At 60.4% G+C, this 26,064-nt stretch carries 27 protein-coding genes and 1 pseudogene; 17 read left to right on the top strand and 11 right to left on the bottom strand.

The window, feature by feature from the left end; translation table 11 throughout:
• Positions 1 to 90 precede the first annotated feature (90 nt).
• The 7 genes from FHY06_RS13800 to FHY06_RS13770 all read right to left on the bottom strand — a co-directional run bounded on the left by FHY06_RS13800 (position 91) and on the right by FHY06_RS13770 (position 9,955).
• A complete protein-coding gene (locus FHY06_RS13800) occupies positions 91 to 2,682 on the bottom strand; it encodes a phospholipase D-like domain-containing protein (protein ID WP_184605507.1) in 2,592 nt (863 codons plus the stop codon).
• Entirely contained in the window at positions 2,675 to 4,324 is a 1,650-nt protein-coding gene (locus tag FHY06_RS13795; protein WP_184605506.1) for a hypothetical protein, read from the bottom strand. The genes FHY06_RS13800 and FHY06_RS13795 overlap by 8 nt, the downstream gene beginning before the upstream one ends.
• Positions 4,325 to 4,388: 64 nt before the next feature.
• On the bottom strand, positions 4,389 to 6,335 hold the full coding sequence (locus tag FHY06_RS13790; RefSeq protein WP_184605505.1) for a DUF3732 domain-containing protein: 1,947 nt from the start codon (positions 6,333 to 6,335) through the stop codon (positions 4,389 to 4,391).
• Positions 6,332 to 6,847 carry a three component ABC system middle component gene (locus FHY06_RS13785; protein WP_184605504.1) on the bottom strand — a complete coding sequence of 172 codons (516 nt, stop codon included), beginning with the start codon at positions 6,845 to 6,847 and terminating at the stop codon, positions 6,332 to 6,334. The genes FHY06_RS13790 and FHY06_RS13785 overlap by 4 nt, the downstream gene beginning before the upstream one ends.
• Complete coding sequence (locus FHY06_RS13780; RefSeq protein WP_184605503.1) at positions 6,844 to 8,055, bottom strand: ABC-three component system protein; 1,212 nt, start codon at positions 8,053 to 8,055, stop codon at positions 6,844 to 6,846. The genes FHY06_RS13785 and FHY06_RS13780 overlap by 4 nt, the downstream gene beginning before the upstream one ends.
• A 323-nt stretch (positions 8,056 to 8,378) precedes the next feature.
• Complete coding sequence (locus tag FHY06_RS13775; RefSeq protein ID WP_184605502.1) at positions 8,379 to 9,176, bottom strand: NYN domain-containing protein; 798 nt, start codon at positions 9,174 to 9,176, stop codon at positions 8,379 to 8,381.
• 110 nt (positions 9,177 to 9,286) lie between these two features.
• Positions 9,287 to 9,955 (bottom strand): hypothetical protein, encoded by a 669-nt coding sequence (locus FHY06_RS13770; protein ID WP_184605501.1) that lies wholly within the window; start codon positions 9,953 to 9,955, stop codon positions 9,287 to 9,289.
• Positions 9,956 to 10,398: 443 nt separating this feature from the next.
• On the opposite strand from FHY06_RS13770, the gene FHY06_RS13765 reads away from it, so the two are divergent.
• From FHY06_RS13765 to FHY06_RS13750, 4 genes are all read left to right on the top strand, one after another.
• Entirely contained in the window at positions 10,399 to 11,082 is a 684-nt protein-coding gene (locus tag FHY06_RS13765) for a hypothetical protein (RefSeq protein ID WP_184605500.1), read from the top strand.
• Positions 11,083 to 11,114: 32 nt separating this feature from the next.
• Positions 11,115 to 11,981, top strand: coding sequence for a hypothetical protein (locus FHY06_RS13760; protein ID WP_184605499.1), 867 nt, complete (start codon positions 11,115 to 11,117; stop codon positions 11,979 to 11,981).
• Between the two features lie 584 nt (positions 11,982 to 12,565).
• A complete protein-coding gene (locus tag FHY06_RS13755) occupies positions 12,566 to 13,576 on the top strand; it encodes a hypothetical protein (RefSeq protein WP_184605498.1) in 1,011 nt (336 codons plus the stop codon).
• An 11-nt stretch (positions 13,577 to 13,587) separates the two neighbouring features.
• Positions 13,588 to 14,484 (top strand): hypothetical protein, encoded by an 897-nt coding sequence (locus FHY06_RS13750; RefSeq protein WP_184605497.1) that lies wholly within the window; start codon positions 13,588 to 13,590, stop codon positions 14,482 to 14,484.
• Between the two features lie 97 nt (positions 14,485 to 14,581).
• Here the strand turns inward: FHY06_RS13750 and FHY06_RS13745 are convergent.
• A pseudogene (locus FHY06_RS13745) lies at positions 14,582 to 14,796 on the bottom strand (IS3 family transposase); the annotation flags it as partial.
• A 485-nt stretch (positions 14,797 to 15,281) separates the two neighbouring features.
• Entirely contained in the window at positions 15,282 to 15,554 is a 273-nt protein-coding gene (locus tag FHY06_RS13740; protein WP_184605496.1) for a helix-turn-helix domain-containing protein, read from the bottom strand.
• Between the two features lie 269 nt (positions 15,555 to 15,823).
• On the opposite strand from FHY06_RS13740, the gene FHY06_RS13735 reads away from it, so the two are divergent.
• The 6 genes from FHY06_RS13735 to FHY06_RS13710 all read left to right on the top strand — a co-directional run bounded on the left by FHY06_RS13735 (position 15,824) and on the right by FHY06_RS13710 (position 20,353).
• Positions 15,824 to 16,237 (top strand): zinc ribbon domain-containing protein, encoded by a 414-nt coding sequence (locus FHY06_RS13735; RefSeq protein WP_184605495.1) that lies wholly within the window; start codon positions 15,824 to 15,826, stop codon positions 16,235 to 16,237.
• 36 nt (positions 16,238 to 16,273) lie between these two features.
• On the top strand, positions 16,274 to 17,320 hold the full coding sequence (locus FHY06_RS13730; protein ID WP_184605494.1) for a toxin-antitoxin system YwqK family antitoxin: 1,047 nt from the start codon (positions 16,274 to 16,276) through the stop codon (positions 17,318 to 17,320).
• Between the two features lie 203 nt (positions 17,321 to 17,523).
• Positions 17,524 to 17,871 carry a DUF2958 domain-containing protein gene (locus FHY06_RS13725; protein ID WP_184605493.1) on the top strand — a complete coding sequence of 116 codons (348 nt, stop codon included), beginning with the start codon at positions 17,524 to 17,526 and terminating at the stop codon, positions 17,869 to 17,871.
• A gap of 154 nt (positions 17,872 to 18,025) precedes the next feature.
• Positions 18,026 to 18,481, top strand: a complete 456-nt coding sequence (locus tag FHY06_RS13720) for a hypothetical protein (RefSeq protein WP_184605492.1) — start codon at positions 18,026 to 18,028, stop codon at positions 18,479 to 18,481.
• Positions 18,482 to 18,549: 68 nt separating this feature from the next.
• Positions 18,550 to 19,548, top strand: a complete 999-nt coding sequence (locus FHY06_RS13715) for a TIGR03299 family phage/plasmid-derived protein (RefSeq protein ID WP_184605491.1) — start codon at positions 18,550 to 18,552, stop codon at positions 19,546 to 19,548.
• A 112-nt stretch (positions 19,549 to 19,660) separates the two neighbouring features.
• Positions 19,661 to 20,353 (top strand): YqaJ viral recombinase family nuclease, encoded by a 693-nt coding sequence (locus tag FHY06_RS13710; protein WP_260310389.1) that lies wholly within the window; start codon positions 19,661 to 19,663, stop codon positions 20,351 to 20,353.
• A 56-nt stretch (positions 20,354 to 20,409) separates the two neighbouring features.
• Here the strand turns inward: FHY06_RS13710 and FHY06_RS13705 are convergent, their stop codons facing one another.
• The gene (locus FHY06_RS13705) at positions 20,410 to 20,640 is read right to left on the bottom strand and encodes a hypothetical protein (RefSeq protein ID WP_184605489.1); all 231 of its coding nucleotides are present in this window, start codon (positions 20,638 to 20,640) and stop codon (positions 20,410 to 20,412) included.
• A 108-nt stretch (positions 20,641 to 20,748) separates the two neighbouring features.
• Here FHY06_RS13705 and FHY06_RS13700 point away from each other — a divergent pair, with 108 nt between their 5' ends.
• From FHY06_RS13700 to FHY06_RS13670, 7 genes are all read left to right on the top strand, one after another.
• Positions 20,749 to 21,147, top strand: a complete 399-nt coding sequence (locus FHY06_RS13700; RefSeq protein WP_184605488.1) for a hypothetical protein — start codon at positions 20,749 to 20,751, stop codon at positions 21,145 to 21,147.
• A gap of 203 nt (positions 21,148 to 21,350) precedes the next feature.
• On the top strand, positions 21,351 to 21,875 hold the full coding sequence (locus tag FHY06_RS13695; RefSeq protein ID WP_184605487.1) for a hypothetical protein: 525 nt from the start codon (positions 21,351 to 21,353) through the stop codon (positions 21,873 to 21,875).
• Positions 21,872 to 22,183 carry a hypothetical protein gene (locus tag FHY06_RS13690; protein ID WP_184605486.1) on the top strand — a complete coding sequence of 104 codons (312 nt, stop codon included), beginning with the start codon at positions 21,872 to 21,874 and terminating at the stop codon, positions 22,181 to 22,183. The genes FHY06_RS13695 and FHY06_RS13690 overlap by 4 nt, the downstream gene beginning before the upstream one ends.
• A complete protein-coding gene (locus FHY06_RS13685) occupies positions 22,180 to 22,476 on the top strand; it encodes a hypothetical protein (RefSeq protein WP_221404240.1) in 297 nt (98 codons plus the stop codon). The genes FHY06_RS13690 and FHY06_RS13685 overlap by 4 nt, the downstream gene beginning before the upstream one ends.
• A 204-nt stretch (positions 22,477 to 22,680) precedes the next feature.
• Positions 22,681 to 23,418, top strand: a complete 738-nt coding sequence (locus tag FHY06_RS13680) for a DUF7227 family protein (RefSeq protein WP_260310448.1) — start codon at positions 22,681 to 22,683, stop codon at positions 23,416 to 23,418.
• Positions 23,415 to 23,642 carry a hypothetical protein gene (locus FHY06_RS13675; protein WP_184605485.1) on the top strand — a complete coding sequence of 76 codons (228 nt, stop codon included), beginning with the start codon at positions 23,415 to 23,417 and terminating at the stop codon, positions 23,640 to 23,642. The genes FHY06_RS13680 and FHY06_RS13675 overlap by 4 nt, the downstream gene beginning before the upstream one ends.
• 313 nt (positions 23,643 to 23,955) lie before the next feature.
• Positions 23,956 to 24,309, top strand: a complete 354-nt coding sequence (locus tag FHY06_RS13670; RefSeq protein ID WP_184605484.1) for an H-NS histone family protein — start codon at positions 23,956 to 23,958, stop codon at positions 24,307 to 24,309.
• A gap of 194 nt (positions 24,310 to 24,503) precedes the next feature.
• Here the strand turns inward: FHY06_RS13670 and FHY06_RS13665 are convergent, their stop codons facing one another.
• On the bottom strand, positions 24,504 to 24,977 hold the full coding sequence (locus tag FHY06_RS13665; protein WP_184605483.1) for a hypothetical protein: 474 nt from the start codon (positions 24,975 to 24,977) through the stop codon (positions 24,504 to 24,506).
• Positions 24,978 to 26,064 lie beyond the last annotated feature (1,087 nt).

Genomic DNA, 26,064 nt, shown 5'->3' with positions numbered 1-26,064 from the left:
CACCGATGGCAGACACGTGGATGCCGCGGCAGGTGCGAATTGGCTGGGATCCGGTTCGAAAAATGCAGATACCGGCAGATCTGGGCCTGACTATCCGCTGGCTCGTAACAACGCACGATCCTGACTTTCCGGCCGCCAGGCGAAGCGCGTGAACCTGCGTTCTCTATCCAGTTCACTCAGGCAAATATCCTGGGCTGTCACATCAATGACGACGCTGAACTGGGGTGGGTTGGAATAGGGAACATACATCAGATCGCCGGCTTTGATTCCTTCTTGATCCGGGTAGGCAGCAGCCGGGGCTGTGGCGACTTCCCAGCCGATCTTGAAGTGATAGTTGAGCCAGTTCTCGCCGTTAGCACCTTCGTCAGCGGTTGGCGTATTGGTCATTCGCACGCTAGAGGAAAGTTGCATTGCATCTTCTTCGTCGACGGCAATGGCTGGCAATAGTTCGTAAAGGTAGGCGTAGGCCGCAACCAAGTGGTCTTTTTTTGCCTTCTGCGCCATGGGCTCAATGCGTTTCAAAAGGCTGTGGCCAATGTCCCAGGCTAGCCATGCCAGCAGTGCTCGCACTTGTCCGAGCTCTTCAAACTCCTGGACCTCGCTGTCGTCGGCGCGAACATCGCAAGCGATGCCTTGGGAACGCCCGAAAAGGATGACCATCGACTGTGACAGGAGATCCTGGCGGGTTTCCGAGTCGATGAATCCGCCCATCTGCCGCCATTGGGGGAGGTGCCGAAGACGCCGGAATTCCCTCACCAACGAGAGCACCGCGACGAGTTGCACCGCGCAGGTACGAGTCTTGGCCGCTCGAAGGTCAGGACGGGTCTCGTTTTGCGCCGCTTTGAGCTGCTTGATCATGCGACTGACGACTTGCTTTAGTCGCTTTCTCACTGCATCGACCGCTTGCAGGGGCAAGGGAGCAACAGGTTCTTGGCTGGCCTCCTCGTGTTCTGTGCCGACAAGCTCTTCTTCCGAGAGCGGCTGTGACTCGGTGATCGATGCCGCAGATCTTGGCAGCCCTTGGCCCAATCGGTAGATGAGTGCATCGAGCACCTCAAGAAGGCTTCCTGATTGCAGAAGGCGCTTTCTTCTGCTATTTCTTGTGCCGACGGTTTCACCGATGTGAACAGCGAGCGATGCTGGCCGCACTGGAGCCGTCGTGGCTTGTTCGCTTGAGCCTGGCCGCCCGATGCTGGAGGGAGGCAATACCACCTGTTCAGGATCGTCAAAAATGGCCTTCTCTATCTGCTGGATAAGAGATGCAATGTTGGCGCCGCTAAAGTCCAAGCCGGCCAGCGCGTCCCGAAGCGCTGTTCTGTACGAGCGCGCTACACCACGGCTCAGAGCATCATCATGGTGCACGATGATGCGCAGGAGCCTGCCGCCGCGGCCGCTGAGCTCTAGCCATCGCACTGCAGGCGCCTTCTCGCCCAGTTCTGCGATTGCCTCCCTATCCTCGGAACGCTCAAGGGCCGCAGGGGTTGTGTGGGAACCATCCTCCATGTGCACTACGAACTCAGCGAATTCTTCAGACTCGGACCTTGGGATCATGACTTTTGAAGTCCCCGCGGCGAGAGCAACGATCCGCACTGGAGCGCTCGGAGTTTCGTCGTCGTTCTCGCTTTCTTGGTGCGTGATTGGTATTGCGCGCAACTCCGAGTCATCCATCGCAGGAGCTGAAAAACCCAGTGCAAGATCCCTGGCGAAGCGCGAACTGGCAAGCTCGATGTTGGGCCGAACGAGCATGGCCTCGAAGTTTGCGCGCTCGCCTCCAAGCCAGGCCGGTCGGCTTGGGTTCGCACTGCCTGCGACGAGCATATGGGAGTCGCCGAAGTCGAGCAGGAGTGCCTTGGCGTGAAGATAGTGTGCAGCCTGCTCCGACCAGAGCTCTCGCGCGTCGACGAACTGCGAACGAAGTCCCTTGGGGCGACCGCCGAGCGCTACGGTCTTGGGATCGATGATCACTTTGATCGCGGCTCCAGGCCAGCGGGCCTCCAACGACTTCAAAAGTGCATGCTGAGTGTCGAAGAATGCGCCAGTGACCACCACGCGTTCGGGCATCGCCGGCATCGCTCGGTCGAGCTGTTCGAGCAATGAAGGCCCGCTGTTGGATTGCCCAAGCAAGCGGATATCGGAAAGCTTCGATTCAACGCCAGTTGCTTGCGGAACAAGTTCGCCGATCCTGTGTGCGGCCTCCAGCACGGACGGCGCCAGTTTGTCCTCCTGGGTCCGAAGCCACTCGCGGATCAGGCTCCAGACGTGGCTAAGCACTAGCTTGTGCGCCGGATCGGCATCTGGCCCCACGTCGATGTACGTCGTGACCTCCCGATTGAAGCCGAAGCCTGAAAGCGTGAGGTTGTGGCTGCCAATGAACAGGGCACAGCGCTTCTTGCTGGCGAGCAGGCAGATCTTTGGGTGGAAAGCACCAGGCGCGGCCATGGGGATGAGCGCATACGCCGAACCGGCCAGACGCGGCCTCAAAGATGGCGTGGCCCATGAACGAGCGCACTGGACGCTGTCCATGAGCACTACGTTGTGCCTCGACTCGGCCGCCTGAAGACGCCGAAGTACTACTTCCTCGTAGAACGGGAGCGTTGCATTGAAGGTCGTTATCAGAGAAGCGTCAAATTTCGCACCTTTGAGAGCTGGCAGTAGGGAGATGCCGTCGTTGGTTTCACTCATGGGCAGCCTCGAAGAGCTGGATGCCAAGTGTGGTGGCCCGTAGGTCTCCACTGCTGTCGGTCTCGCGAGCTAGGGCGCCGACATCCCGCAAGATCCGGATCGCCTGGCGGATACGGGGATTGGTCTTCGCGGGCACGGGAATGTCGCCGCGCGCCTCGATTCCCCGCTCAGTTGGATGAACGCGAAAGGTGGCAGTCGAACTTTGTCGCAGCTTGCGTAGTGCGACATGCAAATGAGTTTTCAGGATCCAAGCAATAAGGTCTGCGACGACGGCTGACAACGTCATGCCGTTCCACTTTACGCAGCGCTCGCGAAACGATCCCAAGTTGATCGGGGAATCTTGAAGCTGCGCCTGGTCCATGGTCAGAGAGCCATAGGCTGGGGCTTCTTGGTTCTCCCGCATGCGAAGAAGTGCCAACATGTTCACCACAGACGCCAGAAATGCAGGCTCCTGATCCAGTTGCAAGCGCTCCCTGGAAATGCGAGCAGCAGCCCAGGACAACTCATGCTCATTCGCCATGAAGTCGCCAAGTGCAGGGGCGCCAGACTCCAGGGAACTGCACAGCGCACCGAAGGTTTTTGCCTTCAACTTGCCCAGTGCTTTGAGAAGCTCTGGGCGCTTCGCCAGCGACTGGCTGAACTCCTCTATGGAGCTTGGCGGCACTGGCTCCGTTACCAACGCGGTGAGCGAGATGGAAAATGCCTTCTGCATCGCAACGGATACCAGGTCATTGCGGACGTAGTAGGCCCAGGCCAAGCGGGTGTGGGCCAAGGATGCTGGAGGACGCCATGCTGTCCCGTCCACGAGGGACTCTGTGTAGGTGGCGGCGCGGAAGGTCGCTTCGTCAAGTGCGGAGAGTCCGGCGGCTTGCAATGCGCCGGCCAGATGCAGCAAGAGCGCCAGGCTCTTGCGTCGTTGGGCGCCTTGTGCCTCGAACTCAGACTTCCGGTCGAAGAAAATGTCGAGCAAAGCCGCTTGTTCGCCCTGCCGCTGAGGCAGGCAACAAGGGCAGAAATCTTGGAGCGCATCCAGCGTCTTTGCCGAGACGATATCCGCGTCCACAGCTTGCCAGAACGAGCGGCCGTCAACGCCCATGTTGAACGCCTGTGCGATCGGCTCGCCGCGCTCGCGCGTGTAGCTCAACCACGGCTTCTCGACCGTGGCCAAGATGCCGAGTTGCGTCAGTGTTCCCGCGTAGTACTGACCGAGGCCGCCTAGCTTGTTGGCAAAGTAGCGTTCGGTCGATTGCTCTCGGGTCGTGTAGGTCGATAGCCGGATCGACTTGCCTTCTCCGACCAGCCTGACAGCATCGTTGAGCGTTTCTCGCCCAACCATCGCGGGTCCGTGGCGTGCCGCGTCGTCACCCATGACTTGCGCATGGCGCTCGGCAATCATCGTGAAAAGACAGTCGGCCCTTCTGTAAGCCTCAAGGAAGGCGTTGAAGTCCTGGCGGCGAATGTCTCGCTCCTCATACGAGCGGATCAACCATGGATAAAAGCTGTAGTACCGTGCCCTGTCTGTGACATTTGTAATGCCGGGAAGCAACTGAGAATAGATCTGGATGCATGGTCCTTGAGTACCAATATGGTCCAGACCTCCAATGGTGTGGGGAGGCGTTACCCAGCTGGTTTTTATCGACATGGTTTTTAATTCAGCTCAATACTGGTGATCTAGTCCGTTCGCCTTTGCGCTGACACGGTGCTATTTACGCGGCGCGCGGCCAGTCATCCGGCACGAGCTTCAATCCGTCGCGCCAGCGCTCGCGCAGCGCCTCTTGAAACCGGGCGTCGTCACTGAAGTCTGGGTGATCGGTAATGAGCACCTGGAACTTGCCTTGCAAGGTCTCGACGACATCGAAGATCAGGCCGAAGAGCCTTTTGACGGCCCGGCGGTCCGTGTCGATCTTCTCCTGTGTCACGCCATTGTCGGGTACGGTGTCGGGGGAGAAATGCGCCTGCGATAGTTGGTCCAGAAGCAGGAAGGAGGGTACCGGGCGGCCACGGCTCGCGAACCATGTGTGCAAGGCGAGGTGTGCGACGATGTGGTAGCCAACGTGGTTTTCCCCGCTGCCGATCTCGCGCATGGGCACCGGCCGCTCCGGCGTGTCGGCCACGACGGTCAAGTTGCGCGAATCGAGGCGCAGTGGCGAATCAGAGTATTCCAAGTCGATCTGCTTGGCATAGTTGGAGAGGTATCGGTTGACATTGGACAGACAAGAGTCCAACTTCGCCTGAATCGTGTCCGTACTAACGGCCTCGTCGAGCTGGACCTCTTGCATCCGCAGCGCTTTCAGCCGTGCCTGTTGCTCGCTGATGTCCGGCATCTGAGGGATGTTCTCCATGTACAAGCTGATGCGTCCTAAAACCATGGCGCGCCGTGCTTCGGTGTCGGCGGCCAACTGCAGGCGCTGGCTGCCGCGCTTGACGGCCGTGAGCAGCGTTCGGTTGTCGTCGAGGCGGCGGCGTACGTCGGCGAGCTGGGTCTCCACTTCTTGTATCGCGGTTGCGATGCGCGGGGTCGCGGCATCCATCGCGCCGCTGCGCTCACCGATGTAGTCCTGCGCGGCGCGCAGATCACCGATCGACGGCACCTGTGAGGCTTCGGGCAGGTCCTGCAGGCACAGCGGGCAAGCATGCCCCGGCGCATCATGCTCAAAAACCGTCACCGCCTGGAGCCGGGCCGTATGTTCGCGAGCCTCTGCGGCATAGCCCCTGGAACTGCCTTCGAAGCTGCGGGCGCGCTCGAGCGTCGACTGGAGCGTGCGCTGCTGTCGTACAAGTTCGCTACGCACGTCGGAGAGGCGACGGAACTCGACATCGTCGCCAGCTTCCGATGTGGCAGATGGCACGGGGGTGTTTTGTACTACGCGCAGAGCCTCGATCTTCTCTTGCCAGGAGGCGTTGTCGTCAAGCGTGCTCAGGCCGATTGCCTTCGCCTCGGCTAGCAATGTGTCGGCGCGACTTAGACCCTCCCCGCGAATGGCTGCTGCCTCCGCGAGCTTGCGCTCGATCTGCCGGATCTCAGCGCGCACGCGCTTGAGTTCCTGCTGCTGAGCGACGTATTCGTCGGTGACGGCACCAAGGAAGTAGGGGAGGGTGTCCTTGATCGACTGCGCCACGAAGCGATCATTTGATCCGTGAAACAGGTACTTGCGCTGCGCGATCTCGGACTGCGATTGGAAACAGAAGGTGAGCGCGTGACTGATCGTGGCGGCCAACGGATCCCGAGTCTGGCCTGGAGGGGGCTCGTGCAAATAATCGGAGATGCCAGCCCAAGACGCCAGCAACGCGCGCAGACCGTCGCGATTGGTGGTCGCACGTAGCATATCGGCGGTGGGGATCGGTACCTCACCGTCGGCTTGCACATATATCACTTCGTTGGACTTCCCGTCGCCTTTTGGCAACTGGCGCGCCACGAATGCTTGACCGCGACCGGTCTCAAGAAGCAGGCCGAACCACGCGACATTGCGTCGCACCTTGCCTTCCGGTACGTCGATTTCCTTAGCGCCCAAGGCGTAGTCGATGATGCCCAGAAGAGACGACTTACCGGTGCGTGGATCGCCCGAGATGATGTTGACTCTGCCCGGCTTGAAGGGCACCACTCGGTGCCGGCCATCGTGACTGTAGACTACGACGGCGCGAATCTGGATCATGCTTGTACTCCCAACAGCGCCAGTACGGTTTGCGGCGCGCCCGCTTTGCACAGCCAGCGGCCGACAAACGTCGCCTGCCGCATGCAGTCCCTTACCTCGGCGCTTGAATCACGCAAGTAGGCATTGATTTTCTTCAGAGATGCCGCGTTGGCCTTGAGTCGGTAGCCATCGAGCGACAGCAGTTCATGCTGTGTCCCGAACAGCAGTGCCTCGCGCACCGCCGCGCGCAAGACGACCACGCCCTTGGCGACAGCTGAACGTTCCAGTGGGTGGTCATTTACCCATGTGGGCAGCGAGGTGGCGATCGAGCGAGGCAATTGTTCACGCGTCTGCCCACGCAACACTAAGCTTGTACCGACGAACGCCAGTGCGAACGGCAGGCTGCCCGTGTCACTGCCGAGCGCAATGGCCTCGGTGTGATAGCCCCGCGCGAGGTGCCATACGGCGATCGCGCAGAAGGCCGGATTGAGCAAGTTGCGCTGCTCGATGGTGCGGTCTTGCCAGACACTCATGCCACGCAACCCTTACCGGACTCACTTAAGACCGCCTGCAGCCGCGCCTGGAATTCGGGATGCCAGCCGAGGCGCAGATCCTCTGCCAGCATGTGCAGCGAACCTCGACAGACCCAGGGCACATTGACGCCCGATCGGATCGGCACATGTGCGTCCTCGGCCCACTTTAGGATGGCCCGGCCGGCCCGGGCCATGGCGTCCTCAGAGGCGCTGGCGCCGAGTTCGTCGCAGGCCTGAGCGAACTGCAGTTCCCACTCCGTATGTAGGCGCTGGTCGTACTTCTGCAGGTCGGCATCGAACAGCAGGTCGTCGCGAGTCCAGGCCGAGCGCTGACGGAAAGCCTGCAAGTAGCTAGTGATCGCGTTGCGAATGCGTAGTTGGCTGCCTCCGACTAGCTCCACCTGCTTGTAGAAAGGGCGGCTGGCGAACTCTGGCAACTGCTCCAGTGCCACCATCAACGCGTCAAGCTCGCTGTCGATCGGCAGAGAATTGGGCTTTAGCGACTCCTGGATCTCCGTGATCTGGGCATCGATCTCCGCGCGTGGGATGCCACCGGCGGGTTGGACCAGTTCGTCGAGCACACGCCTGAACCACCAACCTTCGAGCATTTGGACTGACAAGTCCTGGTGGTGCAGGGAGACATGGTAGAGCTCAGACTGCAATTGCGCTTCGATAGCGGCTACGTCGGGCTGGGACGGCAAGACGTAGACACGGCCCAATAGGGCCTCGCGCTCAGCTTCCTCTAATCCTAGGTACGCTTCGAACGCTTCCTTGAGCTCGGTATTGCTCGATGTGATTGCAGCCTGCTTGAGCAGCTTGGCCGCCTCGGCCACGTCGCGTCCAGCCCCTTCTACACCTAATGCGGCGCAGGCGCTGCCCGCGGGGGCGTCTGCAGTGGTGATCAAGAATCGGGCTGTCTCGAGCGGAATCTCTCCGCTGGCCAATCCGACAAGCCAGATTCGCAGGGTCTTCCACACCTCTGAGCTCAAGTCAGTCAAGTTGGCTACTGCGTTAAGAGAGTGCTTGGTCTGCAGCACGGCGTCGGCCTTGCCGCTGACCTCGAAGCTCACATCGTCCAGCGTCTCAATGCTGACCGTGAAGTCGCCGACGCGACTGCGTCGGATGGACCAAAGCAGCGCGATCCGGACCTGGTAGAGATAGCCCGCCATCGAACCGGCGGCGCCGAAAGTGGAAAGGGCTGGACTCATGGAGATGAACCTCCTGGGAGCACTATGCAATCGAAGGGGTTCGGGCTCCGAACAGTTGCACGAATGCCTGCAGTATCTCGGTCTTGCCCGAAGCGTTCGCACCGACGAATGCGATGAGACCCGCGCTTAGCGGGATGCCTGCCGGAGGGAAGGCCAAAACACCGGAGCCCAGTGATCGTGACACTTTCGATATGCATGGCCGATGTCCCTCGTAGTCGGTATTCTCATTGCTTTGGTCCTGCAACTCGGCGGCAGCGTTGCATTCGTCTAGCCTGCTGGGCGAATCCCTTCTCGTAGCCACGTACACCTACTCCTGCAGTACATCAGTTCGTCAATGGAGAGCCCGTCTCTGTATCCACTGGATCTTGGGCCACTAAGCTCACAGACCACAGTCCCTCGGCCTCCTGCTGCAGAATCAAAAGATCATAGGTCCGGACCATGTCGAGCAGTCCTGAGTGGCCATAGAGCTTCGGTGAGAAGGCTGGATCGGTGCGCTTCAGATATTGCCCGAGGGCCCCGAGACCGACTTTGCCTTCGGAGGTATCGCTGGCGAGCAGGCTGACTGCATCGACGAGGAAACGCGGCCTACGTTTGGCTGCCGGCTTCGTCGCTTCCGGCTTTACCATCGCTGCCTTCACGATTGCTTTCTCGGGCGTGTCCGGTAGTAGTTCAGACGCTTCTGGTCTCACCCACTCGAAGAATTGGTCGCTGGCATTGCGCAATGCGTCTGGTGTCTTGGCTTCGCCGACGATACACACCGTCGCGCCGCGCTCGCGAAGCTTTCGGCACAGGTATGCAAAGTCGGAATCACTGGTAACCAGGCAAAAGGTCTCGGCCCGATGATCAAACATGGCCTCCATTGCATCGAGAGCCAGCGCGATGTCTGCGGTGTTCTTGCCGGCCGCGTACTGATACTGCAGGCAGGGGGTGAATGCCAACCGAACCAGAGCATCCTGCCATTTGTGCGCAAGAGTGCCGTGATTCCCGTAGCCGCGACGCAAGACAACACGACCGAACTGAGCGATCACGCGCAATGCATACTCAAGAATCTCTGGGGTGACGTTGTCGCAGTCAACTAGGACGGCGACGCGCATCTCACCATTCGCGGATGAGGGATTCATTTACGCGCTGTTTCAGCACGAGACGGTAAAGATACTTCGGGACCGCTTTGAGTTCGCATGCTCTTCGCCTTATGGCCTCGTCTGCAGAAGCACAAGGCGCCGTGAGTCAATCAGCGGTATCTGGCAAGGATCGTCTGCAGGCGATCCTTGGCTGCGGGCTTCAGCCGTTCGGATCCCGCTAGCTCACCGGCTTTGGCGAGGATGCTGTTCTTCGCTTCGGTTTGAGATGTCTTGTAGAACTGAAGAAGTTGCTGGGCGTTGTCGGAGACAGGCGTGGGGACAGCTTTCGATGCTGCACGATAGACCATGCGCTCCGGACCTGGCAGAACGCCGGAAAGCTTCGGCTGAAGCACAGTCAGCATCGCAAGCTGGATGCCGATGGTCTCGACATACTCGTCCTGATACCACCTGCCCTGGCTCTTCTCGAAGGCCATTTCGTAGCGCTGCAAGATCGGCGGCAGCCCGTTGAGAATCTCGTTCGTGACCTTTTCGCTGCCGACACCCGCTTGCGCAAGGCCATAGAAAATCATTGCCGCGTTGTCCGCATTCAGAACCGTATCAACGCTCCTGCCACCTTCATCGCGCAGCCACAGCGGCTCGTCAGGGTAGGCAATCTGTCGCTTCTCCATCGCACGAAGCGCGAGCACGTACTGATTCAAAAGGCTGGAACTCTGGACGGCAGGGTACGGAAGTGCTGGAAGCGTTGCTCTACCGCAGGCGGACACCATCACGATTGCACAAAGAGCGAGTACGAATCGAATTCGGAGCAGCAGTTTCATGTGGCCGAATGTAATCTTTGGTTACGCAAACGGTATCCCATATTCAAGCGATGGATAAGCCAGCGCAGCGGCCAGCCTGCTTTCTGGCCTTCGGCGGCAACATCAGCAACCCGGGGAGCATCGGCAAGTTCCCGAGCCCGTCGTCAAGTCACCTGTCAGGGGCGGAGGGAGCTCAGCAGGGGCAGTAGCTCGAGGCACAATGCTGCCTCCCGTCAGAGGACAGCCGCGAGATGAGACCCGCCGCAGTGGAATTTGGCGAGGTGCTTCGCATCTTGAATTTCCGTTCTTGGCGCAAGCCTGATTCGGGGACTTCCCGCAAGGAGCAAAGTCGCGTTCGGTCGCGGCGTGTTGAGGCTGGATCGAGGCGTTCCTTTCATGCGCGAGGACTTGCGGTTCGTGCGTGGCTCCTGCACCATCCGCAGCACATAAGCAGGAGGGAATCGATGCCAGACGACAAGAATTCTGTCTCGCCCGAGGCAGCTGGAAAGCCCAAGGCAAAGCCTGAGGAAAAACCATCGGCGCCGCTGCCGGCTTCTCCGGGAGCTGAAAGACAAAGGTTCAAGCTCGAGCGATGGAACACCATTGCGCGCTGGAGCGCCGCATTTGTGATGCTCCTCGTCCTGATCTATGTCATTGTCGGACCCGAGCGCGCATACGTTCCCCACGCGCGCGTTCTGATCTACCTTATCGCCGGCGTGACGTTGGCGCTGATGACGGGAGCGGAGCTCGCCAACAAGTTCGAGCTCAAAGGCCCTGGGTTTGCGGTCACGCTCGTGGGGGCCGCTGCGGTCGCTCTCGGAACGGTGGCCGCGCTCGTGCATCTGACCAAGCCCGAAACAGAAGTGGTTGTCATCGACATCCTCGACGGCAACTTGGAGCCGGCGATGTTCGCCGACGAGATGGTGACCCTGCGGCCCGAGGCGGGCCAGAGCGAAATCACTTCGGTGGCGAAGAATGGCAAGCTCTATGTGGTGTACCCGAGCGACGTGGGCGTCGTGTTCATGATGCTTCGGTACGACGGCAGCAGTCCTTACACGGCCAAGATTCTCAGGCCCGCCAGCAACCGACTCACGCTCAAGAAGGGCAAGAACGGGAAGGGCGAAAACGTACTGACCCCGGTTACGTGAAGGGAGACAGCATGTGGATTCGAGGAGCTACCGTGGCGTCGATGCTGGCGCTTTCTTCTGGCCTAGCATTCACGCAGGGCAATGTGGCGGGGGACTTCTGCAAGGTTCGCGCCCTGAAAGATATGGAGTCGAGCTATCCGTCGGGATTCATCAGCCTGGGCCCGTCGCAGATATTCGCGTTCTCGAACAATTGGCGCAACGAGGGGTTGCAAGAGTCGTTCGATCGTGAGGCGAAATTCGCCAGCGGGAGGAAGATCGTGGCCCAGCTGGACTCGACATACGGATCCGGCAAGGAAACCGCACGACTGCTATCCCTGCATCTTTCGTTGAAGACGGCGCAGATCTGGGTCATGACGACGGACATCCGCTCGGGCAGCATGAACGCCATGCCGGTTGACAGTGGCGGGGCCTTCGCTGCCGCCGCCATGTTCTTCGATAAGATCGTGTGCACCGCGACCATTGCCACGACGACGATCAAGGCCAAGGTCGCCAGCGCGGATCTGCCCTCCGGTTATCGCTTGCTTCAGGATGCGCAGACAGATCCCTATGTACTCGCGAGCGTTCGCACCGACCTCGCTGCGAAGTACTATGACCGTCTCAACAACGCGAAGGCACTCGAGCTCGACCAGTTCAAGCAGAGGGCGCCGTTGGATTTCGAAAAGGCGCAGAGATCGAACCAGCTCATCAGGCTCGAGATGAAGCGCAACGTCTCGAGCTTCAAGTTCGACCAGAGTATGGTCGATGCTTGGGGGAACACCGCCGATTCTCTCGGGGCGAGCAATGTCCAGCGCTTGCAGCGGCAGAGAGATCTCGCGGACGCCATACAGCGTGCGCAGATCCGCAGCGGCTCGCTAAACAAGTACCAAGTCCAGCTCCCTTCGAGTGGCGGATCGAAATGACGGGCGGCGAACCGGGTTTGTCGGCGCAGTGCCACCGGGCCGGCCGGACGGAGCCACAGTGCTCTGACATTCGATCAGATGCGAAGGCGTGGCCCCGGCACTGGTGGGCATCATCCCCGAGCGCCTTGGCGCTCCGCACGGACGCGGTGCCCATCCGCGTTTCGCGCTCAAAGTCGCCAGGAGGCTGGAGAGCGCCAGCGTAGACATTGTCGCCGCGGACTTCGGCGTGAGCGGCCGACACCTGCATCGTGTGTTTCGCGAGGCCCTGGGCAGCAGCCCCAAGGCGTTCGCAATGCTCACGCTCCGATCGCACGCTGCGCACCAGGACGTCAGCGTGGGCTGGACGGGCATCGTTGCTGCCGCAGGCTGCCACGACCAAGGTGAGTTCTTTCTCAGCAGCAGCCGAGCGCCAAGTCCATGCTCCCCAAAAAAGGGGATGTATCCAAATCGGGATTTGTCTGAGGATTCTCATCCACCGGATGGAGGAACCTATGCGAAATCTTGTCCCAGTTTGGCGCTTGGTCTTGTCAGTTTGGGTGCTCGGCCTATGGGGGTGTGCCGCATCTTCGAACTTCTCGCGCGCCATGGACGACCCCATCAAAATGGTCGGCAAGGCGAGTTCCATCGCGGGGGATGCAACGAGTACGGTCATCGCGCTCCAGGCCATCGGGGTGAGTTCCGACGTGCTCGTCACCCCAGTTAGTACGCTTGCTTGTGAATATCCCAACACCGGCACCGCTGCGGCAGTGCGAACCTTGTCGGTGTATTCGAACGGTCTCGAGATCGTTCAGGACATAGGATCGGCGCCCGAAGATAAATCGTATGCCGGCTACATTCGTCAATTCAAGAAGAACAACGAAGCCCTGACCTCCAAAGCCAAGACAGATGTGCAGCGCCAGGCTGAGGTCCACGCGCTGTTGGCCAGGCAGCAGGCACGCTGCGTTGCGATGCTCGCCGCAGACCTCAACGCATCCACCACGTTCCACAGTCTGCCAGGAATTACAGGAGGAGCCACTCCTGCCATCGTCGGCACACTCATCTCCTTGGATAAGCTCGCGAAGACTCTGCTTGAACAGGCGGAAAGGTTGCAGCGTGAAGCGGCCGTTCGCAAGACCCTTGACGATCTGACACCGCAGTTCGAAAGCGCGACCCGCGTCCTGGCTGCAGAGCCCAACACCTTCTTTGGGCCACTCGTTGTCTACGACCCGTCAATGGACAATGAGGCAACTCGGATGAACAAGTCGGTCCTTGGTGCGGCTCTCACCATCGACCGATGGATGACCGCCAAGGTCATGGTGCAGCAGTGGCGCGCGTTGGCCCCTTGCAGAGTCACCGTGGAGCTTGGTACTCAATGCCTGGGTGATGCGCAGAGGCTGGCGGTGGCAAACGCATTTGCAGCGAACGCAAGAAAATATCAAGCCTTGTCGCAACTTGATGCGGAAAGACTCTTGAATGGCATTTCCAAGGCAACGGATGCCGCGAAGAGCGCCAGCAGACTTGATGGCGTCGGTGGATTCCTCGATGCCCTGATGGGTCTCGCGGGAGCGCTCTCAGACGTGGACGCTGCCTACGTTGCTACGCAAAAAGCAGATTAAGGGGTGATGCCATGCAGCTTGTTGCATTGATTCCCCAGGGTCTGAAGATCAGCAGTTCGGAGATGTCGGCAGTCAGCAGCGCAATCCAGGTTCAGTTGCAGCGTGACTTTACGGCCTGGGGAATTACCGCGGGCTGTACCTGGTATCCCAGAGTCGAGGACATGCCTGGAGGCGTGTGGCCCGTATTCATTAGGGACAACGCGGCAGGAATTGCCGGCTTTCATGCGCAACCGAACTGCGAGATGCATCCACCGATGCCGCCGTTCGCCGTGGTTGCTTACGCTCCGGAGGGCGCTTGGTCGGTCGGCGCTAGCCACGAAATCCTCGAAATGCTGGTCGACCCCCGAGGTGACGCAATGTCGTGGGGTCCGGATCCAAGAGGTTCCGGCGAGTCAGTCGAGTACCTGATGGAGATATGTGATCCATGTCAGGCGCCGGCGCTCGCTTATCAAGTCGATGACCATCAGTGGCCGCTGGTCTCCGACTTCTGCCTACCCTCCTACTATCGCAGGGGCACCGCCCTGGCGCCTTACACATGCCGGAACAGCATCCCAGCACCCTTGAGCACGGCCCTCGGGGGACTCGTCTCGTACAGGGCGGGTGAGCAGTGGTATCAGTTGGTTGGGGGGCGTATTGTCAAGGTTGATGCCGATCGGCTAATGGGAGACGTGTCGGCGCAGGCCTTGAACTTTCGTGGCAGGATCGACCGCAAGGATGGTGTCTATGCAGGTCCGCCAAGCTCCGGAACGTCCTCAGCGAGAGCGAAGATTCGCGCGTCGATGCTTGCGCTCGCATCTCAGAGTCGAAAGCAGGTAGCGCGCCAACTTAGAAGGGAACTCGCGCGCCTCGATGAGATGGCCGCTGAGGCAAAGACCAAATTGACACGAAAAGTTGACGGCCAGTTGTAATGCCTGACGTCTACTAGATGACCAGGTGTTGGCGCCGACAGAAATTGAGCCAGTGGGGGCGGTTAAAAATTTGGAATGGTCTTATGTCATTAGCCCAAGACTCTCGGTATTCGATGGAGTGAAAATCCAGGGATATCTTGATCCATTCTTCGTTGTACCAACGGATGTAGGAGTCGACCACCTCGATGAACTGCTCGGTGGTGGCGTTCTTCCAGTATCAGGATAGAACAGCTCGTTCTTGAGCCGACCGAAGAAGCCTTCACAAGCTGCGTTGTCAGGTGAACATGCCTTGCGAGACTGTTGATTTGGGAGCGTCGTCGTCTGCGTCGGCTTTGCGGCCGCTATTTCGTGATGCCACCGACCTCCGGAGACTTGGCCGCTTGGGTACGGGCGGTCGGCTCGATAGCCGCCATCGGCTTCTCGATTGGTCTCGTGGGATGACCGGATGCTCACTGCTCGCATACCCAGGGCTAAGGGTATCCAAGATTCTTCGCAGGCCGATAACACACGCCATTGTGGTCGCTGGGTCGTGCTTGGTTCGGGTGTTCTCTTTACAGGCGCATGGGTTGGCTCGGTGTGCTAGCGGGGAGCACTCATTCGCTGAGCTACGAATTCCCGCCGAAGGTTGATCGGTCGGCTTCGAGCCGGTAGCGCCTGGACCGGGACGAGACTGAGAGGGCATCACAGGTTTCGCCATCCTGCTCGCGCTAGATGCGAGCTTTTTTGCCTCTCAGGCATGGGCAATCCGCTCGGAAATTCCACTGACTTACCGCTGGTCGCCGTGATCGGCTGCAACGCTATTCATGCCGCGTTCCCCGAGTCCGCCCATGAGATGGGCTCAGCAACTCACTTGGCGCAACGTTCAGTGCGTGAGCAAGACGGTGGATGTTGAATAGCGAGACGTTTTTCAGTCCACGTTCGATCTGACTGATGTATGTCACGTGCATATCGCTGAAGTCCGCGAGTTGCTCTTGAGTCAGCTTGCGTTCGTCCCTAAACGTACGCACGGCAAGCCCAAAGTTCAACTGAACATCCTCCTTGCTGGCTAGTTTGGAGGTCGACTTCGGCATCACCCGGAGTCTGAAAATTCTAGACTCAGAAATCCATAGACGATGAATCTATATCTGGCAAACTATGCGAAATATAGATCTAAAAATCTATGGCGCTTTGTCCAAGAAGGCTTGGGTAGCGATTCCAGAAATCTTCAAACACATATGACTTCCTTGAGCTTTGGAGGAGGCGCGTACTTGCTGTGCGCGACTGAGCGGATTGGGTGCGTCCGAGCACCGGATACGCCCCGGCTCAAGGGCATTTCCACCGAAAACCTAGGAGAAATCACATGACCAACTTCGTCCACTGCCGCGGCTGCGGCCACCAGATCCACGAAACCGCCCCGACATGCCCCAAATGCGGTGCCCCCCAGACCCCCGCAGGGCAGGGACCTGCCACAGCGCAGGCACCGCTTTCCGGAAGCCCGAGTCCCTACGGCTCGATCCCTTGGTTCCGCCAGCGCTGGGCGCTGGTCTGCATTTTCCTGGTGTTCCCGCCGGCTGCCGTAGTCATTGCCTGGAGTGGCGAGATCTACTACCTCGTCGGCACCACCATCAAGACCTTCCCAAAGAGCGCCAAGATCATCATGACGGTGATGATGGCGGTACTGCTGATCGCCCTGGCAAGCGATGACGAAGCCTTCCAGGGCTTCGCCGGCATGCTGCTCGTCGGCGGCGCCATCGGCTTGTCGATCCGTAGGTGAGCCGAGCGGCCAATAACTTCTTCCTCTCCACACACCATGAAAACCATCATCAAGGCGCTGCTCGCGCCGTGCATGTCCGTGGGCGCCGCATTCCTGCTGGCCGGCTGCGGCCCCTCGACCCTGGAGTTCCGCAACGCCGAGGTCGTCAACGGCAAGATCTTCCGGGCTGGTGCCGACAAGCCGTACTCAGGGCACCTTACCAACATTCCCGCACGTACAGCCATCATGGGTCGCAGGGACTATGGGGCTTACCACCAGACCCTTTCCAACGTCTACACGTCGCTGGGCATCCAGGCGGACATCTACACCGCTGTCGCTGTCTGCGACGTCGATGTCGATCAAGGCGTTCTGGATGGCAAGGCAGTCTGCCGCGCCACTGCGGACCAACTGCTGTCCGACGAGATGAGCTTCGACAAGGGAGCGCTGGATGGACGCATCAAGACCTACTTTCCTCGCAACGGCAGCAAGCTCGCAGCAGAAGCGCAGTTCGACAACGGCGTCCTGGATGGCGACATGACGATGTACGGGCCCGAGTCCGGGCGCAAGATCCTGCAGGTGAGCTTCAAGCAGGGGAAGGTGCACGGCAAACAGGAAATCGTCGACGACGAGACCGGCAAGCTGGTCTTTCGCGCCACGTACTCCAAGGGCCTGGTCGACGGCGAGCTCGTACGCTATTCACGCGGCACCGACCGGCTGGTGTACCGCGTCAGGATGGTCGACGGGGTCAAGGACGGCATCGAAGAAAACTACGACGTTTTCTCCGGCAAGCTCAGGGATCGCAGCGGGTGGAAGATGGGCAAGCCCCATGGTGACGTCGTGGTCGCCACGCTGGACAGCGACAGGAACACAACGGACGAGCTCAAGGTCGTGGCCAGGTACGACAACGGCGTGGAAGTGCCGTTGGCACCGACAGCGAAGTCGGCAGTGACGGTGGTGCCACCGGGCGCTGCCTCCAATGTGCAGGGCTGCGTGGATACGCAGATCGTCGCCTTCCGCGTCCAGCATGGTGAGGACGAGTTGATCACCGCCGACCAGCTCGGCGAATGGGAGGCCGAGTGCCGCAGTGGCAAACGCCCAGGCTGATGCCTCCGTCTCGACCTTCCAATTCCTCTCAAGCCGCCTTCGGGCGGCTTTTTCGTTTCTGCATGCCGTCTCGCCTGGCCGTGCCCGGCCCTGTCCGGCCGTGTGGCCGGGCGCTATGCCGTCTGCTCATTGACGCAGCGCGGCCCGAACCCTTCCCAGACACCCAATTGCCCGACCCCATCGGGCCAAGACTTGGAGACCCCATGGAACTCATTACCCCCGAGTTGCGCCAGTTGCTGCTCGCCAACGGCGAAGCCTCGCGCGATAACCCTCGCTTCGATCCACCTCCCGTGGTCAAGTGGTTCAACCCCTGCGGGGCCGCTACCTGGCTCATCACCGAGCTGGACCCCGATGACGAAGACCTGGCCTACGGCCTGGGCGACCTCGGCATGGGCATGCCTGAGACGGGCCATGTGTCCGTGCAAGAGCTGATGTCGATCCGACTGATGGGCGGTGCCCTCGGCATCGAGCGTGACCTGTACTGGAAGGCGAACAAGCCCTTGAGCGAATACGCACGCCTGGCACGGCTTGCTGGCCGCATCGTCGACTGACGCCTGTTCCTCCTTCGCTCCCCGAATTCAGCAAGAGCCTCCGAAGAGCCCGGTCCGGCCTCGCCGTCGACCGGGCTTTTTGCCGCCTGGGTCCGGCCTTTCCAGCTCTTCTCTTCCTCTTTTTTCCACCTGCTTTCAAAGGAGCACTTTCACCTTGTCTTCCCTTCAATGTCCCAACTGCGGCTGCGACCGCATCGAAACCCGCGACATCGCCCAGCGAACCGGCGGCACGCTCGGCGGCCTGGCAGGTGCCGCCGGCGGCGTTGCCGGTGCGCTTCGCGGCGCGCGCGTCGGCTTCGCCGTCGGTATGGCCGCCGGTCCGGCCGGCGGAACGATCGGCACTGTCATCGGCGTGGTGCTCGGTGGCCTGGGCGGCGGCGCCCTGGGCACCGAGGTCGGCGCCATCTTCGGGCGCGTTGTCGATGACCGTGTCCTGAACAACTGCAGGTGCACCAACTGCGGCCACACCTTCAGCGGCCGACGCGGTGCGTCCGACGGACCGTGGTCGTCCCCGGACCCAGCGCCGGCGTCGTCAACGTTCCGGACAGCGGGGCCGTCCCCAGCCGACGCTCCGTTCTACGACGACCCCGAAGACCCGGATCTGGACTGACGCAGCACTCACGGTCCCGGTTCTTCTTTTCTTCCCCATTTCCTTCCTCATTCTCTTCCCGATTCCCAATGGCACATCTCATCGAACAAATGGCCTTCGCAGGTGATACCCCTTGGCATCGCCTGGGTCACCGTCTCCCGCCCAAGCAGCCGATCGACGTCTGGGCTCGCAGTGCCGGCATGGACTGGACCATCCGAGAAACCTCCGTGCGCTACATGACCGAAGGTCCGGAGACAGACCCGTCGCTCCAGACCCTGGAGTCCTTCCAGGACCACAAGGTCCTCTACCGCAGCGATACCCAGGCCCCCCTGTCGGTCGTGAGCAGCCGCTACCAGGTCGTGCAGCCCCGGGCGGTGCTCGAGTTCTACCGCGACCTTACTGAGATCGGTGGCTACGAGATGGAAACCGCCGGTGTGCTCAAGGCCGGACGCAAGTTTTGGGCACTGGCGCGCACCGGCAAACAGGCCGTCCTCAAGGGCTCGGACGTCGTCGACGGCTACCTGCTGCTCGCCACCTCCTGCGATGGCACGCTTGCCACTACTGTCACCCCGACCACCGTCCGGGTGGTCTGCAACAACACCCTGTCCATCGCGCTGGACGGCACGAGCAACGCGATTCGGGTGCCCCATAACACCCGCTTCGACGCCGACGCCATCAAGCAGAAGCTGGGGATTGCTGTCTCCCAGTGGGATCACTTCATGCACCGCATGAAGCAGCTGTCCGAACGCAAGGTCAAAGGGAAAGAACCGCTGGACTACTTCCTGCACGTGCTGTGCGGACCGAACGCCCATGAGGCCATCCGCAGGCAGGGCGACACCGGACAGTCGGGCCTGCCGAATGACCGTGCCCTGAATACAGTGCAAGCCCTCTACGAGGGCAGGGGACGAGGCGCCGCACTCGCTGCCGCGAAGGGCACAGCGTGGGGCCTGCTCAACGCGGTGACCGAGTTCGTCGACCACGAACGCCGGGCCCGCAGCCCCGAATACCGGCTCGACAGCGCCTGGTTCGGCCAAGGCGCGGCGATCAAGCAACGCGCCCTTGACCGCGTACTTCAGCTCACGTCCTGAAGCCCTCTCACAGGGGCTTTTTACCCCCCGTCCCCCCAAAAAGAGGCCTCTCTCCTTCACGGGAGAGGGGCTTTTTGCCGGACGGACATCAGAACCTCTCAAGGAGAAAAACATGGTGAATACACGCGCGGAGCGTCTGCGAGCGACGTACCCCACAGGGCGGCCGCAACTCCAACTGGTCCAGCCGCCTCAGCCCCAACACCCGCGCTGCGACCGATGGCCTGACATGCGCGAGCCCGGAATCGGAGACCTCGATGCGGCCGCTGCCCTCGACCGGGATCCCTTCAAGTCCCAGGTCCGTCTCTGGATGGAGAAGACCGGTCGACAGGACCTGTTGCATCCGACGCAGATCCAGGACGACAGCCTTGCCTACTGGAGTCGGCTGCTCGAACCGATCGTGGCGGCGCACTACACGCTCAGGACGGGGCGCAAGGTCCGGCGCGTCAACACCACGCTGCGGCACCCGCGGCACTCGTGGATGCGCGCCATGGTCACGCGCGAAGTCGTGGCGTCTTCCGATGTCCAGCTTCTCGAATGCTTCTCCGTTGGCATGAACCTCACCGACCTCTGGGCTCAAGGTGTCCCCGAGCACATCAGGCTGCGGGTGTTGCACCAGCTCGCGGTCACAGGCGCGAACGCCGCCGACGTGATCGTGCTGCTGGGCGGCCAGCACCTGCAGGTCTACCGGATCGAACGCTGCGAAGCCGAGATCGCGCGACTTATCCGACAGGAGCAAGCGTTCTGGCGATGTGTCGAGCTCGACAAGACCCCGTCTGCACCGGACAACGACGCACAGATGCCGTGACGCACCGACGTCAGGGTGAGAACCGCACTTGGCTCGGCGGCACTTGCTCGTTCTTTTCAGTGTGCGCGCCAGAGCTTCCACCACGGGCGCCGCGCCGTTCTCTTCTCGAGTGGGCGCATGTCCAGGGTGTCGTAGCTCGTGAACGGTGCACCGGCACGTCGGCGCAATTCCGTCTCAAGTTCGTGGGCAGTGCCGCGTGCATGAAGGTCTCCCTCCAGGGCCTTCCTGCGCCACTCCACTGCCATCGCACTCAGCACCTCATCAGGCAGCTCTTGCATCGTCGTCATGCAGAGATTGTGCCGCCTGAGGCGGCATGTCTTGACGAGTGTCCCAGCGCCGCGCGCACGAAGCGTTTTTCCTCTCCCTTTTCCTTTCTTCTTTTTCCAAGCAGTCCCATGAACATCGATCCAACTCTTCACGGTCCGGTGGCTCACGAGCCTTCTGCATTTCCGCCGGCAGGCCTTTATTGCTACATCGCCCGAACGCTGCGAGTCAGCGCATGCCATCTGCCCTGGGAGGTTGCGCGGCAGATTCACGCCGAACATCAGGCTGTAGAAGGCGACAACACCTCACAGTCCCATCTCGCTGGCTTACGGGTCCTCGAGCTGGACGACTTCAGCTGGCGCGTCGACGTCACCGCCGACAACATCGCAGCAGCCCAAGCGCTGGGATGGCACGAACTGCGTCGATTGCTCCGGCTCGCGCAGACCTACCAATGCGAGGCCCTGGAACTGGCCGCCGACAACCCGGCGTTGCCAAGCGTCTTGGACTTCGTGGTCTTTGCATGGCCTTGAATCGAAGTCGTGTCCATGCGAAGTCAACAGCCCTTGACCCCAGAACCAACCCGCCTCGTGCGGGTTTTTTTACGCCTGTTCCATGCGCAACAAAAACCACTCTCCTCGGACAAATATTCCCTTCATCCTCGCCGTGAACCTGTCTTCTCTCGGGCTTCACGCGAAGGTTTCATCCATTCGTTCGTTCATTGCGCAGGCCTGACATGGGAAGCATCGTCTACCGCGCCACCAAGGATCAGGCCATCCACGATGAATTGGCCAGTGTCGGCGCCTACGCCACGGTGCTGGCACACCGCGTGATCGGCAACCGCCTGTGGTTCCTTGCCCAACACCGTGCCGGTGAGCGCACCGGGTGCAAATGGATCGGGCTGACGCTCGTCGAATCCCGCAAGGGGGAGGTGGCCGTCAAGAGCATGGACGAGACCTGCGGGCCTTGCTACTACGACTGCCCGCTGTCGTTCCTCGCACAGGCCGATGCGCCTGCAGGGCCCTATGCGGGGCCTTGGCGTGAGAGGGTGCGCGCGTTCCATGCGAGCCGATCCGCAAGGCGTGCAGCGATCCGGCCAGGTGTGCGCATCTCGTACGACGCTCGGATCTATGCGCTGCAGCGTTGCCTCGGCCGCCGAGGGTGGGATGTCGCGCGCGAGAGTGACGGCCAAGCCTTCCGCATGAAATCCCACCAACTCGCCAGCGCCACGCTGCTTCCACCTCTGGAGCCAACCGCATGAACATTCATTTCGAGCGGCACGAGACGGTGCCTGCCTACACACGGAACCTCACCTCCAAGGACCAGATCAAGTGGTCGGCCGAATTCGAGGTGCCAGCGATCGGAGCCGACATTCTGATTCGCCTCAACGGCATTGGCCGGGCCAGGGTGGTGGGCTATGCCACCCAAGGCGGTTACCTGGGCGTGATGTCCGTTCCATGCACTCCGCCCGACTGGTGGATCCGCCAGAACGGCCCGCCCACACCGGACAACGCCGCCTTGGCCTTCGGTGCGGAGATTGCGCTGCTGTCATCCAAGGAGGCGCGATGAACCATCGTCAGTCGAATGTCGAGTTCGTCGTCGATTTGATGGAGTACAGCGAACACGGTGCGCTTATTCAAGCCTTCGTGATCCATGCGCTCAAGCAGTACGCGAGACGGGTTGCGGCGGTCACGCCCGAGCAGTTGGACACCGGTCTCGTGAGTGGCCATGCCTGGCATGGCTGCGCCGTCGAAGTGGGTAGGAAGCTGGCGCAATGGCTGGGCGAGGAAATATCCGAGCCTCCGGGCGCGTGCCATGCCGCGGCCAACGCCAGGGAATCCTCGGGCGATTCCGACAGCTGAGCGCTTGCGATCCAGTCGAACGACCCGAGTGCCGCCATGGCGCTCGCACCGGGCCGTCGCTGCCTTTCTTGGACCTGCGAGTCCGTTTTACCCCCGCGCATGTCCTGAATCCTTCTGAGCCTTCCAGGCGGAGCGAGGGAGGGGAGGGCATGCGCTGCCTTGCCGCAATCCGCGGCCCACCCCGAGGAGCAGATCTTGGTCACCATGCATTCGCGTGGTCGATCGAAGCGATTCGTCGCATCGGTCGCATCACCGTCGACTTTCACATATCACTTCACGCGCATCAGCCGCAACGCCAAGACCGGCCCGATGCCAGTCACCACGACGAGTGCGAACTCCTGTCCACCCGGCTGCAGCCTCAAGCACAACGGCTGCTATGCCGACAGCGGGCCTCTGGCGCTTCACTGGAGAGCTGTCTCGGAAGGAGGGCGCGGCAGCAGTTTCGACGAGTTGCTGCAGGAGATCTCGACGCTGCGTCGACACGCCCTGTGGCGGCACAACCAGGCGGGAGATCTGACGCCGTCCTCGCCAGGCGTGATCGACGAGAAGCTGCTCATCCAACTGGCGCTTGCGAACAAGGGGCGGCGCGGGTTTACCTACACCCACTACCCGCCCACGCCAGCGAACCGCATTGCTATCCAGAGGGCCAACCAAATCGGCTTCACTGTCAACCTGAGCGCGGAGACGCTTGCCCAGGCCGATGCTTATGCCGCGCTCGGAGTCGCGCCCGTCGTGGTCCTTCTGCCTGCCGGAATGACCAAGGCTGTTCGGACGCCTGCAGGTCGTCACGTCGTCGTGTGCCCCGCCAGCCTCGGCAGCAGCGATTGCCTGAATTGCGGCATCTGCCAGCAACGCGATCGGATCGCCATCATGGGATTCCCGGCGCACGGGAGCGGCGCAAGGCACGTCCAGGCGATCTTCTTCGGGCGGCATGTCCAATGAAGGCGACCCATGCCGTCAGCGAAGCGGCGGGACAGGAAGGTGCACCAGAGCTTGACGAAGAATTCCTTCTTCTCGTGGACCGTGTCATGCTGGCTCGCAAGCAATGTGATCCGTATCAATTGGAACAGGTCCATCGCGCTGCAGCGGAGGAGACGCGGATTGCCAACCTTACTGCTCAACATGAGTCCAACGCGAAGCACCGCGGTGATCTCGGTAGAGTCTGATGCGCGATACGACCTTGACAGATATTCGAACCAAATCAACGCTGAACAAGCATTGAGACGCCTGAAAAGTCCTCCTTGGTTTCGCCTTCTCGGCGAGCCTAGGAGGACTCCGTCGCAGGTTTCATTTTTTTGATTGCATGGGTGCAAGAAGCTTGAGCATCGAGGTTTGGTGATGTGATGGCGCGCCACTGTGTGACACTTGCCACCAGTCGTTCAGCAGCATTATGGGTCGTTGAAAAATAAGGAAGAGCGCTGACAACGGCCGTCCATTTGCCCAGCGTATGCTTGCGCCTTTTCCAGTTTGAAAGCTCCCATGGCAAAGACTTATCTTCAGGTTCAGAAGCAGATTGAGCAATTGCAAAAGGAGGCTGAGCAATTGCGCAACAAGGAAGCCAGCGGCGTTCTCAGTCGCATCAAAGAAGCTATCGCGGTGTACGGTTTCACCGCTGCTGATCTTGGTTTTGGCAGATCAACCGGAAGAGGCGCCGTGGTGAAAGAAGCCACCGCGAAGAAGGGGCGCAAGACCAAGAAGTTGGCTGCGGCCAATGGTGCACCGAAATTCAAGGACGATCAGGGCAATGTCTGGAGCGGCCGCGGCCCACGCCCTGCTTGGTTCAAGGCAGCACTCGAGGCGGGCAAGTCGGCCGATGAGATGCTGGTGAAATAGTCGGCTCTCATGAGAGAGCGGTCAGGGTGATCGCACGCGCCGGCGCCCCAGTTGGGCTCCGTGCGTGACCGTGGCGGAAGAAGGTGCGGGAGTTTCACGCGAAGCGCGCGGCGACGTGAGCGGGCAAGAACCCAGTATCCACAGGATCCTTGCGGCGGCGCTGCACCAGGTCCTCAAGGTCGTACATCCGCAGGTCAAAAAGCGTCAATGAATCGGCGCACCAGTCGCCGCTTGCTTACAGCGAGAGGTACGGGCTGCAATCCTCCATGTGCAGCCTCGCACTCCGCGCAGGCAATCACCACCGCCGTTTCCTCCAGGGTGCCGAGGCCATCGTCATCAAACGAGTTGACAGCGATCAGGTAAACGGGTTGCCAATTGTTCCTTTTGAGGTGAGTCTGACCGCAGCTTGTGCATAGACGAACGCCCTCGTAGTCCTCTATGTCATGGCAGGCGAAACCACGCTTCTCCAGATCCTTACGGGCAGCGTTGACTCCGCACTTCATGCAGTACGACTTCAGCACGCGGGCGTTTCTCACCTCCAAGGTGCTTGGCGGGCCAGGTTTCTGAAAGCGTTCTTCATTGCGGTGCAAGTTCACGTGAAGATGATCGATGAGCGCTTCGCAATTCGAGCAGTGCTTCGAAGGGACTTTATTCCAATAGGGGGACATGTTGTTTTTCTCTTGTTGAGATGGTTCGGAGACTCGCGTGGCGCAGGCGAGCAACTCCACACTGAATGGCTGACGTGTTCAGGCCTACGGCTTTGGGGTGGCTGCAGATGTAATGGCGAGTTGTTGCACGTCGGCCGGTGGCATCCCTCGCGGTCAAAGGGGATCTGTCCTTGTCTAGCATGAGGAAGGTGCTTCTCGGCGTTCTGGAGAACGTTTCGCTGGGCGAAGAACAGCTGTACGTGCTGTCATCTCATGGCTTGCCTCGGTAAGAATTCAACCAGCTGCGACTTGGATGTGGGGAGGCCGGGAGTTCGTGGCCCTTGCTGCGTAACCCGAGCATGAGCGGAAAAGATCAGTGCCGCCGCTGGAGCAGGCTTATGCCTCGTCACAGGTCTAGCGACCGAAGGAGGCGATAAGGCTTTGGCTTTAGCAGAAAGCCGGATTCAGGAGATCAATGCCGACGCCCTTGCATTTGATCCACGGTCCTGACGGGCGCTCGTGGCCGTCACACGCCCAGAGAGCAGCCACGGCGTCTTTTCGGTGCTCATAACAGTAGCGGCGCTGGTAGCCCACATCGTCAAGACCAACTACCACGGCGGTCGTGAAGTTAAATTGCTTTACCGCACACACTTGGCCTTGAACGACGCGAACGTCGGTGTATCCACTGGCCAAGAGTGTCTCTGCGAGAGCGCAAGCAATCGTTTGGGGTTGGATTGGATCGCGGGAGCGGGGATAGGTCTCAGACGACATCCTTCGCATTCTGTTCGCTCTCTGAACTCGGCTTGTCACAGATGGAGTTCAAGAAAGTGGTTCCAAGACCAGAGACATTGAGTGTCTCTGGTCTTCTCCCTTTCTCTTGCCAGTCTGCAGAGAGGTGATCCTCTCTGGGAGTATTGATCAGAGTGAGGCTTTCGGCCTCACTAGAGCTGAGAAGAGAGAGGTGCTGCCGCATCTCTCTCCTTCTAGTCAGAGGGAGTCATCTGACTCCCTATAAATAACAATATAAACGCCGGGGCATGGCTCCCGCACTTTTTATGCCGGATGCCTGGCTACTTCCCAGCGCCTGGCAGATGATGATGCGAGGTGG

The organism is Variovorax atrisoli (assembly GCF_014195185.1).
Taxonomy (GTDB): domain Bacteria; phylum Pseudomonadota; class Gammaproteobacteria; order Burkholderiales; family Burkholderiaceae_C; genus Variovorax; species Variovorax atrisoli.
Note: the sequence above shows the minus strand (reverse complement) of the source record. Positions and strands in the feature narration are given on the sequence as shown.